At 71.6% G+C, this 13,009-nt stretch carries 9 protein-coding genes; all 9 read right to left on the minus strand.

Going from position 1 to position 13,009, the window contains the following annotated elements:
* Positions 1-121: 121 nt before the first annotated feature.
* Complete coding sequence (locus ACFWV8_RS23455; protein WP_384205824.1) at positions 122-1,609, minus strand: PP2C family serine/threonine-protein phosphatase; 1,488 nt, start codon at positions 1,607-1,609, stop codon at positions 122-124.
* A gap of 3 nt (positions 1,610-1,612) precedes the next feature.
* On the minus strand, positions 1,613-4,429 hold the full coding sequence (locus ACFWV8_RS23460; protein ID WP_384205831.1) for a tetratricopeptide repeat protein: 2,817 nt from the start codon (positions 4,427-4,429) through the stop codon (positions 1,613-1,615).
* Positions 4,430-4,490: 61 nt separating this feature from the next.
* Positions 4,491-5,819 carry a hypothetical protein gene (locus tag ACFWV8_RS23465; RefSeq protein WP_384205835.1) on the minus strand — a complete coding sequence of 443 codons (1,329 nt, stop codon included), beginning with the start codon at positions 5,817-5,819 and terminating at the stop codon, positions 4,491-4,493.
* A gap of 106 nt (positions 5,820-5,925) precedes the next feature.
* Complete coding sequence (locus tag ACFWV8_RS23470) at positions 5,926-6,993, minus strand: glutamate ABC transporter substrate-binding protein (protein ID WP_384205842.1); 1,068 nt, start codon at positions 6,991-6,993, stop codon at positions 5,926-5,928.
* Between the two features lie 11 nt (positions 6,994-7,004).
* Positions 7,005-8,408: a hypothetical protein gene (locus ACFWV8_RS23475; RefSeq protein ID WP_384205846.1), complete on the minus strand. Its 1,404-nt coding sequence runs from the start codon at positions 8,406-8,408 to the stop codon at positions 7,005-7,007.
* Positions 8,409-8,702: 294 nt separating this feature from the next.
* Positions 8,703-9,710, minus strand: a complete 1,008-nt coding sequence (locus ACFWV8_RS23480; protein WP_384205852.1) for an N-acetylglucosamine kinase — start codon at positions 9,708-9,710, stop codon at positions 8,703-8,705.
* Complete coding sequence (locus ACFWV8_RS23485) at positions 9,707-10,981, minus strand: 6-phospho-beta-glucosidase (protein ID WP_384205858.1); 1,275 nt, start codon at positions 10,979-10,981, stop codon at positions 9,707-9,709. Before ACFWV8_RS23485 ends, ACFWV8_RS23480 begins: the two co-directional genes overlap by 4 nt.
* A 171-nt stretch (positions 10,982-11,152) precedes the next feature.
* The gene (locus ACFWV8_RS23490; protein ID WP_384205864.1) at positions 11,153-12,058 is read right to left on the minus strand and encodes a carbohydrate ABC transporter permease; all 906 of its coding nucleotides are present in this window, start codon (positions 12,056-12,058) and stop codon (positions 11,153-11,155) included.
* Positions 12,059-12,060: 2 nt separating this feature from the next.
* Positions 12,061-13,002 carry a carbohydrate ABC transporter permease gene (locus ACFWV8_RS23495; protein WP_384205869.1) on the minus strand — a complete coding sequence of 314 codons (942 nt, stop codon included), beginning with the start codon at positions 13,000-13,002 and terminating at the stop codon, positions 12,061-12,063.
* Between the last annotated feature and the right edge of the window lie 7 nt (positions 13,003-13,009).

Raw genomic sequence — 13,009 nt, forward strand, 5'->3', positions numbered from 1 at the left:
GAAGACATGAGAGGGACAGCGGGACAACGGGCGGGCTGACGCCCGGGATCGGACCGGGCTCCCGTCCATGGCCGCCGGGTCCCGCCGGTGGTCCGGGCAGTGGGTCCGGGCAGTGGGGTGCTCAGGCCGTGCTGTAGGCGGATCCTGCCCCTTGCTGTGGTACGGCGAACGGCAGCAGGGCCACTGTTACGTTGTCGTGGCCCCCACCGTCGAGCGCGTGTCCGACCAGCACCTGGGCGCTGCGCAGGGGCTGTTGGGCGGCGTCGGGCGGAAGGGCACGTGCCATTTCCTGCGGGCTCTCCGCGTAGTTCCACAGGCCGTCCGTGCACACCACCACGACACCGGAACGGTCCGGTTTGAAGGACGCCGTGTGCGGTTCGAGTTCGTACGCGTCGGCGCCGAGCCAGCCGGTGATGGCGTGCGCGCGCTCGTCCGCGTACGCCTCCGCCTCGTTCATCAGGCCCGCCGCGACCATCTGGGCGGCCCAGGAGTCGTCCTCGGTCAGCCGGGCGGGTGGTCCCGTGCGGTCGTCGGGGACCCAGTAGGCACGGCTGTCGCCGACCCAGCCGATGACCAGCAGCCCGCTCGCCACGACCGCGCCGACGATCGTGCACGCCGGCGCGTTCTGCGCGCGGTGCGCCGCTTCGTGGCCGTCGTCCCGACCCGGCCTGGCGGCAAGGAGGTTGACGGCCTCGGCGGCGGCCACGATCGCCTCGTGCATCGCCTGCTGGGGGTGCGTACCGCGCGGCAGGGTCGCCAGCAGCAGCTCGTTGGCGGCGGAGGAGGCAGCCGCCGACGCCTCGTCGGGGCGGGTCGCCGACGACACGCCGTCGCAGACGATCGCGATGACGGCCGGCGAACCGTCCGGCAGGGCGGCCGAGGACACGGCGAACGCGTCCTCGTTGCGGTGGTGGCGCAGCCCGCGGTCGCTGACCGCCGCCACGGCGTCCAACTCCTGCTCCAGATGGTCGCGTTCGCGCGGCTGGGCGTGACCGCAGTTCTCGCAGTAGCCGTCCGTGTCGACGTGGCCCGCGCGGCAGGCCACGCAGAGCTTCGTACCCGCAGGGACCGCGGGCGGCGCCGTACGGGGGTCGGCGGGGTCGGCCGGGGGCGGGTCCGTGACATGGGGGACCGAGGGCGGCGCACCTGCGGGCATCGCCGGCGCCGGTACGCCCGCGGGCGCGGGCAGCTCGAAGTCACCGGCGGGAGCGGGTGGGGCCGGTGGGGCTGGCGGAGCGGCCGGCGCGTGCGCGGGTGGCGGCACGGACGCGTACCCGGCCGACGTGTGACCTGACAGCGGCACCCCGGCGGAGTCGAGCCCCGGCAGCTCACCGGGCAGATGCACCGGCGCGGCCGGGGCCGAGCCGTCCGTCCGGGCGGCGCTCGGCCAGTCGACGGCGCCCGAGGCAGGCGCGGAGGGGGCGGCGCCCGGAGCCGTCCCGGCCGACGCCGGGGCGCCGTTGATGACGATCGTGGGGTGGTCGTCCGGCGGCGGGGGTACGGCCGACAGGTCGTACCCGCACGCACCGCAGAACAGGTCGCCCGACTCCAGCGGCTCCTCGCAGCTGGGACACCTCGAAAGGGCTGTCGGCTGGTGCATCTGCGACATCAATCACACCCACGTCCGGGGGCGGAAGCGGTTGGCCCGCTCCACCAGGTCGATCCTCTCCTCGCCACGCTGAGCGAGCCGGGCGAGCACCCGGTACGAGCGCTCCAGTCCCAAGCGCAGACCACGCTCGTCCAGTTCACTGCCGAGCAGCGAGGTCTGTCCGGGCTGATTCCCCGGACCACCGGAGAGTACCCAGTCAAGAGCCGTGCCCAGAACCTCCGTCGACAACTGCTCGCGGCGCATCGCGTCCAGACCGAACTGGCCCAGCCGCGAAACCTGGTCGGCCGCCGCTCTCAGATCGTCGATCAGCGGTGTGTCGGGCATGGCTCCCGGCAGGGCGAGCGGCGACTGTGCGCGCAGGTCACGGCGGCGTAGCCGCGACCGTACGGCCGCGATCCTGGCCGCCGTGTAGTGGATCGACGCCTCGGGGACCGACTCCAGTGTCCGTACGGCTCCGATCCGGTCCCCCGACGCGTTCTGCACCCGGGCGAGTCCGAACGCGGCGCTGACATAGCTCGGGTCCGTCATCCATACGAGGCGGTAGTACTCGGCCGCGTTGTCGAGCTGGCCCAGCACCTCGGCGCAGACTCCGAGCGCCAGCTTGGGCGCGGCCTCGCCCGGGAACGCGTCGTATATCGCGTCGAAGGAGAGCGCGGCGATCTCGTTCTCACCGGTCACCAGCGAGGCGATGCCCCGGTACCAGACGACCCTCCAGTCGTCGGGGTGGCGCGCCTCCAGCTCTGTCAATGCCTCGGAGGCCGTGACCAGTTCACCCATCTCCAGGCGGGCGCGCAGCTCACGCAGCCGGCGTTCGACGGAGTCGGCGGGCGCCTCGGCCAGCGCGGAGATCAACTCGGCGGGCGCGGACGCCATCAGTCCGGCGAGGAAGCCGGCGTTCGGGTCTTTCGCGTCGACCCGGGGCACCGGCAGCGCCAGCGCCGTGGCGGGCGCGTCGATGGGCGCGAGCGGGGCGCCGGTCTCGACGGATTCCATGGCGGGGACGGCGGGGCGGCCGGGGACGGGGGCACCGGGGGCGCCCGCTCCCGGACCGCTCCGGGGTGCCGGGACGCCGCCCTGCGGGGCGCCGGGCGGGAGCGGGGGCGGTGCCCCGAAGGGGGCCTGAGGCGGCTGGATCGCCGGGTGGCCGGGCAGCGGTGCCGGTACGCCCGTGCCCGCGTACCGGCCCGCGCCCGGCGGCAGCGAGGAGGGGGCGGCAGAGCCTCCCAAGGAGGCGTGCGCGGAGCCGTTCGCGCTTCCCGTGGACCGCGCGGACTTGTCGCGGCGCCCGAACAGACCCGCCCGCACCGGCTCCGGCCGGACCCCCAGCCGCGAGACGTCCTGCCCGGTCTCGGCGAACAACTGCGTGTCCGTGACCCGCGGTTCCGTACCGAACTGGGTCGACAGCGCCGGCCGCGGACGCCCCGTCTGGAGCGCCACGACCTCGCGCAGCACACCGGTCAGCTGCTCGGCCATCTCCTGCGCCGAGGCGAACCGCCGCGCCGGATCGGGGTCGGTCGCGCGCACCAGCAGCCGGTAGAACGACTCGTACGTCCGGAACACGTCGATGTTGTCCGGGTCCGGCAGCGAGTCCACGAACACGTTCGTGTACCCCTGGAAGTCGAACGTCAGCACCGCGAGCGTGCGCGCGACCGTATACAGGTCGGAGGCCACCGACGGGCCGACCTCGGCGACCTCCGGTGCCTGATAGCCGACGGTGCCGTAGATCGCCGACTCCTCGTCGTCCATCCTGCGGACCGCGCCCATGTCGATGAGCTTGAGCTGGTCCTCCGACTGGATCGCGTTGTCGACCTTGAAGTCGCAGTAGAGGAGATTGCGGCTGTGCAGATGCCCGAGCGCCTCCAGCGCCTCGATGCCGTACGCGCACGCCTGCTCGACCGGCAGCGGGTCACGCTTGCCGTCGGGGGAGCGCCGCTCGTTGGCGATCTCCTTGAGCGCCTTGCCGCCCACGTACTCCATGACGATGTAGCCGTCCATGGAGCCGGTGCGCTGGTCGAGATGTTCCACGAAGTTGTAGATGCGGACGATGTTGGAGTGCTCGATCTCGGCGAGGAAGCGCCGCTCCGAGATCGCCGCCTCCATGGCGTCCTGGTCACCCGTGTCGAGCAGGCCCTTGAGGACCACCCAGCGGTTGGAGACCGCGCGGTCGACCGCGAGATAGATCCAGCCCAGACCGCCGTGCGCCAGACAGCCCGCGACCTGGTACTGCCCGTGGACGACATCGCCCTCGCTCAGCTTCGGCGTGAACGAGTACGGATGGCCGCACTTGGTGCAGAACCCTTCCGTACGCCCCGGCCGCTCACCGCGCGAACGGCCCACCGGCGCACCGCAGTCGGACCGCGAGCAGTACCGCTTGCGCTCCGGGACCTCGGGGCTCGCCATCACCGCCGAGCGCGGATCGGGCTTCGGCACGTCCGGTACGGAGACGAGGCCCGCGCCCAGCCGGTTGCGCGCCGATGTGCCGGTGGCGGCGCCGGAGCTGCGGACCGAGACCGACCGGCTGGAGAGCCGGCCGGAGAGCGAACGCGACAGCCGCCCCGAGACGGAACGCCGTGACGTCGACGAGCGCGAGGAGGCACGCGATGAGGACCGGGATGAACCGCTGCGCGCCGAACCACTGCCCCTGCCGCTCGACTTGCTCTCCCTGCCGCCGCCGGTGATCCCCGTGGGCGGCGACGACAGCATGCCGGTCGGCGAGACGACCGGGGCCAGACCGCAGGTGTCGCAGTACAGCTCACCGCCGCCCATGTCCTCGTACGACCCCTCACAACCGGGGCGCTGACATCTCCTCGTCCCGCTCATCGGTCCCCCCGCTCGCTCGGATTGCTGTCGACTGCTCCATCGGCCACCGGTCCGTCGGTGCTCACACATGCCCCCTGCGGTCGGTGGGCCCGGACTGCCGCTGGGCCAGTGCCTCGGCCGCCGCCTGCTGGTAGCGCAGCACCGCCTGCTCGGCCACGCGCAGATCGCACGGCGCGCTCCACAGCATCCGGCGGGCCGCGTCGTAGCGCTCGGTCAGCATCATGTCCTCGGCGAGCCCGTGCCGCGCCACTTTCGCCTTGTACGCGTCGAGCCTGCCCCGCAGCTCGGCCCGGACCGCGAGCGGCGCCGTGACAGCCGTCAACGACTCGCGGGCCCGGTGCAGTTCGTCCTCGGCCTCCCGCTCCAGGGACTCCAGCAGCGGCGAGAGACGGTGCCACTGCGCGTGTCTGCGGTACTCGGCCGCCGTCGACAGCCGCTCCTGGAGCGCCGTCGGCGGCCCGCTCACCGCGGGCACCTCGGAGGCGGCGATCTTCGCCAGCACCTCGCCGCGCGCGGAGCGGGCCTCGGTGAGCGTACGGTCGGCGCGCGACAGCACGTCCCGCAGCCGCAGCAGCCGCGCCTCCGAGTCCTGGCGCACCGTCAGCACCGCGTCGATCTCCCGGCGTACGTCCTCCAGGGCGCGGGCCGCCCGGTCGTAGCGCTCGGTGTCGGGCCTGCCGCCGCCGGGCGCCGAACTGCCGTGCACCGGCTGCCAGAAGGCCAGCGGATCGGAGATCACCTGGGCGCGCAGCGTGCTCAGCTCGTCGGTGATCGCCTCCAGCTCGTCACCCGCCGGGTGCTCCCCGGGCCTGACCCCGGCGGAGTGCGCCAGCGAACGGGTCCGGTTCAGCTCGGCGGCCAGCAGATCTATCCGCGCGGGCAGCGCCGACCAGACGGAGTCCGACGCCACGACCATGTCCAGCGACTGCGCGTACAGCTCGTTCATCCGGGCGACCAGTTCGGCGAGCGTGAACTGCTCGGAGAGCTTCGCCGGCCCCGTGATCGAGGTGGCGGCGGTGGCGGAGCCCGCGACCGTGACGCTGCGGCCCCGCAGCTTCTCGGTCAGGTCCACCAGATCCTGCTGGTTGAGCCACCGCAGCCGGGCACGGGCCTCACGGGCGCCGCGCAGGGCGGCGGAGTAGGCGTCGAAGTAGTTCCACAGCAGGGTGATCGTCTGCTCGGTGGAGGCCCAGCGGTCCTTGGTGACCCCGCTGAGGGCGGCCCCTTCGAGCAGCCGGCGGCCCGCGTGGTCCTGGAGGGCGAGCAGGGACGTCTCGATCGCCTCGTGCTCGGCGCCGAGGCGCGCGAGGGCGCGGTCCGCCTCGTCCCGGTCCATCGCCGGACCGGCAGACCTCCCCGTCGATCCGGGGAAGGAGCCCGCGTCGCCCATCGATCACCTCTCCGCTCTGCCCTGACCGCTTCCGTCACCGGTGCGCGGTCGTCGGTCGTTGTTCCTCGTTCCGGGGGCCGACCCCTCAGCTCTCGCTACCCCGTCCTCAGTCCTTGTACTTCGCCGCGGGCGGCGCGGTTATGCCGGGCAGTCCGGCTTCGAGCCATTTCTTGTACGACTTCATCCAGGGGCTGTCGGCGCCGCCCGCGCGGTACTCCACCAGGACCTGGTTGACCCGGCGTACCAGGTCGTCGTTGCCGAGCTTGGCCGCGACGCCGTAGTACTCCTCGGTGAACGGCTCGCCCACCAGCTCCACCGCCGGGTCCTGGGCCGCCTGGCCGGCCGCGAGCGCGTTGTCCGTGACGACCGCGTCGACCTCGCCCATCTGGAGCCGTACCAGACAGTCCAGTTGGTTCGGCACCGTCAGCTTGTCCTCGTCCCGGTCGGTGTCGTCGCCCTCGTCCTTGAACGTCGCGCCGAACGAGTTCTCCGCCAGCTGGTCGTACGCCGTCGAGCCCTCCGCCGAGCAGACGCGCTTGCCGGACAGCGACTCGTCGTACCCCGTGATGTCCGAGTCCTTGGGCGCGAGCACCTGCTGGCCGGCCTGGAAGTAGGCGGTGGAGAAGGCGACCTGCTCGATCCGCGCGCAGTTGATCGTCATGGTCCGCACGACCAGGTCGACCGTTTCGTTCTCCAGGGCGCCGACCCGCTGGTTGGTGGGGATGGCACGGAAGATGATGTTGTCGGGGGAGCCGAGGATGTCGTCCGCGATGGCCCGCGCGAGGTCGATGTCGAAGCCCTCGATGGTGCTGCTCGCGGGATCGCGGTAGCCCCAGCGGAAGCTGTTCTGGTCGATGCCCACGATCAGATCGCCGCGTGCCTTGATGCGGTCGATGCTCGGTCCGTCGGCGGAGGACGGCCGCAGGCTGCGCTCCGGTTCGTCGCACTCGGGAGCAGCCGCGGCCTCGGGCGCGGCCTCGGCGGCGACCTCCCGCGACTCCCGCCCGTCGTGCGTCCGGCTGTCGCGCGAGAGCGGCAGCAGGGCGAGCGTCGCCGTCAGAGCGACGGCGGCGGCGATCGTGACTCCCGTGCGGCGGCCGGCCGGCCGCCGCACGGTCTCCGGCGACCCGTACGGCTCGCGCGGCGCGTTGGTGTCCGTGGCGTCGGTTGTCATTCCTCCCCCTGTCACCGGTACTCCGAAAGCCTGCGGTTGATGCCCAGGATCGCGCCGATCGCGCCCAGCAGGGCCAGTACGACCGCACCGATCGCCAGGCCGGTCAGCGCGTCGCGCCCGCCCTCGGCGGAGTCGGTGAACTCCTTCTGCTCGTGCTCGATCGCCTTCGCGAGCGCCTCGTCCACCTGGTCGAAGGACTGTCCTGTCGAGTCCTTGTCGCCGATGACCTTCTCCAGGGCGCCCTCGTAGTCACCGGCCTTGTCGGTGTCGTTCGCCGACTTGTGCCGCTTCTGCCACTCGGTGGCCGCCGTGCGTGCCTGGCCGACCGGCCGGGACCCCGCCTCGTCGTCGGCGAGCTTCCGCGCGTCCTCCAGCGCCGTGCCGAGGGACTTCATGTCGCTCAGATGGTCCGTCTCGTACTGGTCGCTCTTGCCGTCCTTGGTGAGGACGGCGCCGCGCGCGACCAGGGTCAGATTCTCGTTCGCCCGTGCCTTCAGCGAGCTGATCCGGGCGTCGTTGAGGACCTTCAGCGACGCCTGGCCGTGCGCGTTGGCGCTGTTCAGATCCGTGCGGGCGACCGTGTGCCCCACCGCGAGCCAGAGCAGCACCACGGTGGAGGCGGCCGTCGCCGCCAGCAGCCCGTGGTTGAAGACCCTGTTCGTCCGCTCGTAGTTACGGCGCTGCGCCCAGGCCAGGAAACCGAGGGCGACCACGCCGGCGCCGAGGGCCAGGAACGGCCACACCCGGGCGCTGTCGGTGTCCTGGTCGAGCCGGGCCGTCTCCGACGCGTACAGCTTCTCGGCCGCGGGCAGGATCTCCTTCGCCATCTGCTGGTTGGCGTACCGCAGATAGGCGCCGCCGAGCGGCAGCCCCTGCCGGTTGTTGGCCCGCGCGCGCTCGATCAGGCCCGTGTAGCGCGGGAGTCGCTCGTTGAGCGTGGCGATCTGGCGGCCGGAGTCGCTCGTGCTGTCGGTGTTCGTCGCGGCCTTGATCAGCAGCCTGGACGCGGTGTCGATGTCGTCCCTGTACCGCTTCTGTACGGTCGCGGGCTCCTGCGCGCCCGCCAGGAAGCCGCTCGCGGCGGCCGTGTCGGCGTCCGCGAGTGAGCGGTAGATGTTCGCCGCGTCCGCGCTCAGTGGCTGGCTGCGGCCGACGACGTCCTCGGCGGCGGAGGCCCGGTCGGCGACCTGGAAGGCCGTCACCGCCCCGAACACCACGACGAGCAGGGCCAGGACGGCCCCGATGATCTGGAGCCGGCCGGGCTCCGTCGTCGCCGCCGCGCGCAGGCGCTCCCTGATCTCCGCCCAGGCACCGTGCCGCGCGGGCGGCGGCGGCGCGGGTGGTGGAGCCGACTGCGCGGGCGCGTGCGTCGGCGCCGGAACAGGCGCTGTGCGCACGTTCGGCGGGTATGTCACTTGACCTCCCCCTCGGTCACTGACGGCGGCGTCGCGCCCCTCGGCGGACGGAGGGACGGCTCCCGGCCAGCAGTATGGCCGCAGGGACCGGCATCCACACAAGCCTTGACGCGATCTTGTGCGGACCAAGCGTGCCGGTGGAGCACGATCCCCCTACCATGCTCCCCCCATTGAATACGTCAGGGACCCGTGATCGGTTCCCGTGTGCGCGGGTCCGCGAGTGTCCGAATTGGGGGCGGCGGCCCTACGCGCTCGGTGCGCGCCCCGTCAGCGGCGCGCGCACCTGTCACCACGTCAGGCGCCGTAGTGCGCCCGCAGCCTGGCGTGCGCGTGCGGCGGCGCGCCGGTGTGATCCAGCCCCAGCAGCCCGGCGCCCAGCACCGGCGGCGCCGTCACCACCCCCACCACGGCCTTCGGCGCGCGGGCCGCGAGCAGTTCCCGGATCCCGTCGTCCAGCTGCGGGTGCCTGGCGGCCAGCACACTGCCGCCCAGCAGCACCGGAACCTCCTCGTCCAGCAGCCCCAGCCGCTCCAGCGCCACTCCCGCGAGCGCCACGACCTCGGCGGCGAGCCGGTCGACCAGCGACCTGGCCACCGCGTCACCCGCCGCGCTGGTCGCGAAGAGGACCGGCGCCAGCTCGTGCCTGCGCCCGAAGGGGACATGCCCCAGGTGCAGCGCCTCGATCAGCTCGTACACCGAGCCGAGGCCGAAGTGCCCAGGCACCGTACGCATCAGCTCCGTCGGCTCGCCCCGTCCGTCCTCGGCGCGCGCCGCGAACCACAGCGCCTCCTCGGAGAGCCCGGAGCCGCCGCCCCAGTCACCGGAGATCCGTCCGATGGCTGGGAAGCGCGCCGTACGGCCGTCGGGCAGCATGCCCACGCAGTTGATGCCCGCGCCGCACACGACGGCGACCCCGCGCGGTTCCGCGCCGCCCGGCAGCCCGGCACGCAGTATCGCGAAGGTGTCGTTGCGCACCTCGGTGGTGCGCCCCCAGCCGCGCCGCTGCACCGCCGACGCCAACTCCCGCTCCTCCACCGGGAGATCGGCGTTGGCCAGACACGCCGAGACATGGTCGGCGATCCCCTCCGTACGGAGGCCGGCGTCGGCCGCCGCGTCGGCGACGATCGCGGCGAGCCGGTCGATCGCCGGCTCCACGCCCACGACCGGCGGCTGGAAGCCACCGCCGCGCGCCGCCCCGAGCACATATCCGTCCGCACCGATGACGGTCACATCGGTCTTGCTGTTCCCGGCGTCGACGGCCAGGACGCTGCCGCGCCCCGCCGCAGGCTCGGTACGGCTCACGCCCACGCGAGGTGCTCCCGGTTGTGCGCGATCAGCCGGTCGGTGAGGCCATCGGCGTACTCGTACTGACCGATCAACGGGTGGGACAGCAGCGCCTTGTAGACACGGTCGCGCCCACCGTGCAGCGCGGCCTGGAGCGCCAGGTCCTCGTAGGCGGTGACGTTCGCGACGAGCCCCGCGTAGAGCGGGTCGAGCTCCGGCACGGCCAGCGGCGTCGCGCCGGAGGCGTCGACCCGGGCCTGGACCTCGATCACCGCGTCGTCGGCGAGGAACGGCAGCGTGCCGTTGTTGTACGTGTTGACGACCTGCACCGGGCTGCCGCCGCCGCCCGCCTCACCCAGCAGCGAGGCGGCGAGATCGACCGCGGCCTCGCTGTAGAAGGCGCCGCCGCGCTTGGCCAGCAGCTCGGGCTTCTCGTCCAGCGCCGGGTCCCCGTACATGGCGAGCAACTGCTTCTCCATCTCGGCCACTTCCGCGGCCCGCGACGGCTTGGTGCCCAGCTCCCGGACGACCTCGTCGTGCGCGTAGAAGTAGCGCAGGTAGTAGGAGGGCACCACGCCGAGGGTGTCGAGCACCCGGCGCGGCAGCCGCAGATCGGCGGCGATCGTGTCGCCGTGCTCGGCGATCAGCTTCGGCAGCACGTCCTCGCCGTCGGGGCCGCCGAGCCGTACGCTCCGCTCCCACGTCAGATGGTTCAGCCCGACGTGCTCCAGATGGACCTGCGAGGGGGCGACGTCCAGCAGTTTCGCGAACTTCCGCTGGAAGCCGATCGCGACGTTGCACAGTCCGATCGCCTTGTGCCCGGCCTGGAGCAGGGCGCGCGTCACGATACCCACCGGGTTGGTGAAGTCGATGATCCACGCGTCCGGGTTGGCGCGCCGTACCCGCTCGGCGATGTCCAGCACGACCGGGACCGTACGCAGCGCCTTGGCGAGACCGCCCGCGCCCGTCGTCTCCTGGCCGACACAGCCGCACTCCAGCGGCCAGGTCTCGTCGTTCAGGCGCGCGGCCTGTCCGCCGACGCGCAGTTGGAGCAGGACGGCATCGGCGCCGGCCACGCCCTCGTCCAGGTCGGACGTGGTGACGATCCGGCCGGGGTGCCCCTGCTTGGCGAAGATCCGCCGAGCGAGACCGCCCACCAGCTCCAGCCGGTCGGCCGCCGGGTCGACGAGCACGAGCTCACTGATCGGGAGCGTGTCCCTCAACCGGGCGAAGCCGTCGATCAACTCAGGTGTATAGGTGGACCCGCCACCCACTACTGCGAGTTTCATGTGTTGTTGCCAGGGCCTTTCTTATGGGTCGGGCTGGATGAGGGAGCGGGGTCTGGTGCCGTGGATCGCAAGGCGGAGGAGGGAGGCATGGCGGAGCCATGCCGACTGACGACAACGCGGCGAGGCGCGGCACCAGGGACCGCGAGCCCAGCAAGATCCATAAGAAAGGCCCTAGCCCTTCACTCCGGTCAGTGTGACGCCCTCGACGAAGGCCTTCTGTGCGAAGAAGAAGACGACGATCACGGGGGCCATGACCAGTACGGTCGCGGCCATGGTCAGATTCCAGTCGGTGTGGTGCGCGCCCTTGAAGGATTCCAGCCCGTAACTGAGCGTCCAGGCCGCCGGGTTCTCCGACGCGTAGATCTGTGGCCCGAAGTAGTCGTTCCACGCGTAGAAGAACTGGAACAGCGCCACCGCGGCGATGCCCGGTTTCGCCATCGGCAGGACGACCCTGAGCAGCGTACGGAACTCGCCGCAGCCGTCCACGCGCGCCGCGTCCAGGTACTCGTCGGGGATCGTCAGCAGGAACTGCCTCAGCAGGAAGATGGAGAACGCGTCGCCGAACGCCATCGGGATGATCAGCGGCCAGAGCGTGCCCGACAGGTCGAACTGCTTCGCCCAGAAGAGATACATCGGGATGATGATCACCTGGGGCGGCAGCATCATCATCGAGATGACGAGCATCAGCGACAACTGCCGCCCGCGGAACCGGAACTTGGCCAGCGCGTACGCCACCGGGATCGAGGAGAGCACCGACAGCAGCGTCCCGAGCCCCGCGTACAGCAGGGTGTTCTTCCACCAGGTCAGAAAGCCCGGCGTGTCGAAGACCTTGGTGTAGTTGCCCCACTCCCAGCTGTTCGGGGTGAGGTCGCGGGTGAGTGCCTGCTGGTCGCTCATCACCGAGGTGAGGAAGAGGAAGACGAACGGCAGCACGAAGAAGAGCGCCGCGGCGACACCGAGCGCGTGCACGGCGATCCAGTGCAGCACCGCCCTGCGGCGCGCCGTACGGGCCGCCGGTGTCGTCGCGTCGGACCCCTTCACCGGCTGGCCGGGCGCGTCCAGGAGTTGCTGGGTCATGGTCAGTCACCCGTTCCGATCAGTCCGCCGCGACGCCGCATCAGGAACGCGGTGAAGACCATGGCCAGGGCGAACAGGACGAGCGCGACGACGCAGGCGGCGCCGTAGTCGAAGCGCTGGAAGCCGAGGTTGTAGACGAGCTGCGGCAGGGTCAGCGTCGACTTGTCCGGATAGCCGGGCTCGAACTGCTGGCCGGAGCCGCCGATGACGCCGGAGGCGACCTTGCCCGCGACCAGTGGCTGTGTGTAGTACTGCATCGCCTGGATGACACCGGTGACCACGGCGAACAGCACGATCGGGGAGATGTTCGGCAGCGTCACGAACCGGAACCGGTGCCAGGGCGACGCGCCGTCCAGCTCGGCCGCCTCGTACTGCTCCTTCGGTACGTCGAGCAGCGCGGCCATGAAGATCACCATCAGGTCGCCGATGCCCCAGACCGCCAGCGCCGTGAGCGCCGGCTTGGACCAGGAGGCGTCGTTGAACCAGCCCGGTGTGGGCAGTCCGAGATCGCCGAGGATCGTGTTGACCGGCCCCGTACCAGGGTTGAGGAGGAACACGAAGGCCAGCGTCGCCGCGACGGGCGGCGCCAGATACGGCAGGTAGAACAGGGTCCGGAAGACCCCGGTGCCTGTTTTGATCTTGGTGATCAGCAGGCCGACACCGAGACCGAACAGGACCCGGCAGGCGACCATGACCAGGACCAGCCACAGGGTGTTGCGCAGCGACGGCCAGAACATCGGGTAGTCGCTGAAGACGTACGACCAGTTCCCCAGCCCGTTCCAGACGGGGGAGTTGAAACCGTCGTACTTCATGAAGGAGAAGTACACGGTCGACACGAGCGGATACGCGAAGAAGACCGAGAACCCGATCAACCAGGGCGACATGAACGCCACCGTTCGCAGCGCGCCCCTGCGCCGCTTCGAACGGAGCGTGTTGCTGGACATCAGCCGG

Origin of the sequence: Streptomyces sp. NPDC058665, from assembly GCF_042714995.1 — a bacterium.
Classification (GTDB): Bacteria; Actinomycetota; Actinomycetes; order Streptomycetales; family Streptomycetaceae; genus Streptomyces.

Bases quoted from the DNA above. Each gene is read 5' to 3' on its own strand.
- ACFWV8_RS23465 (WP_384205835.1), bottom strand. From the start codon at position 5,819: ATGGGCGACGCGGGCTCCTTCCCCGGATCGACGGGGAGGTCTGCCGGT.
- ACFWV8_RS23470 (WP_384205842.1), bottom strand. From the start codon at position 6,993: ATGACAACCGACGCCACGGACACCAACGCGCCGCGCGAGCCGTACGGG.
- ACFWV8_RS23490 (WP_384205864.1), bottom strand. From the start codon at position 12,058: ATGACCCAGCAACTCCTGGACGCGCCCGGCCAGCCGGTGAAGGGGTCC.
- ACFWV8_RS23485 (WP_384205858.1), bottom strand. From the start codon at position 10,981: ATGAAACTCGCAGTAGTGGGTGGCGGGTCCACCTATACACCTGAGTTG.
- ACFWV8_RS23455 (WP_384205824.1), bottom strand. From the start codon at position 1,609: ATGTCGCAGATGCACCAGCCGACAGCCCTTTCGAGGTGTCCCAGCTGC.
- ACFWV8_RS23460 (WP_384205831.1), bottom strand. From the start codon at position 4,429: ATGAGCGGGACGAGGAGATGTCAGCGCCCCGGTTGTGAGGGGTCGTAC.
- ACFWV8_RS23495 (WP_384205869.1), bottom strand. From the start codon at position 13,002: ATGTCCAGCAACACGCTCCGTTCGAAGCGGCGCAGGGGCGCGCTGCGA.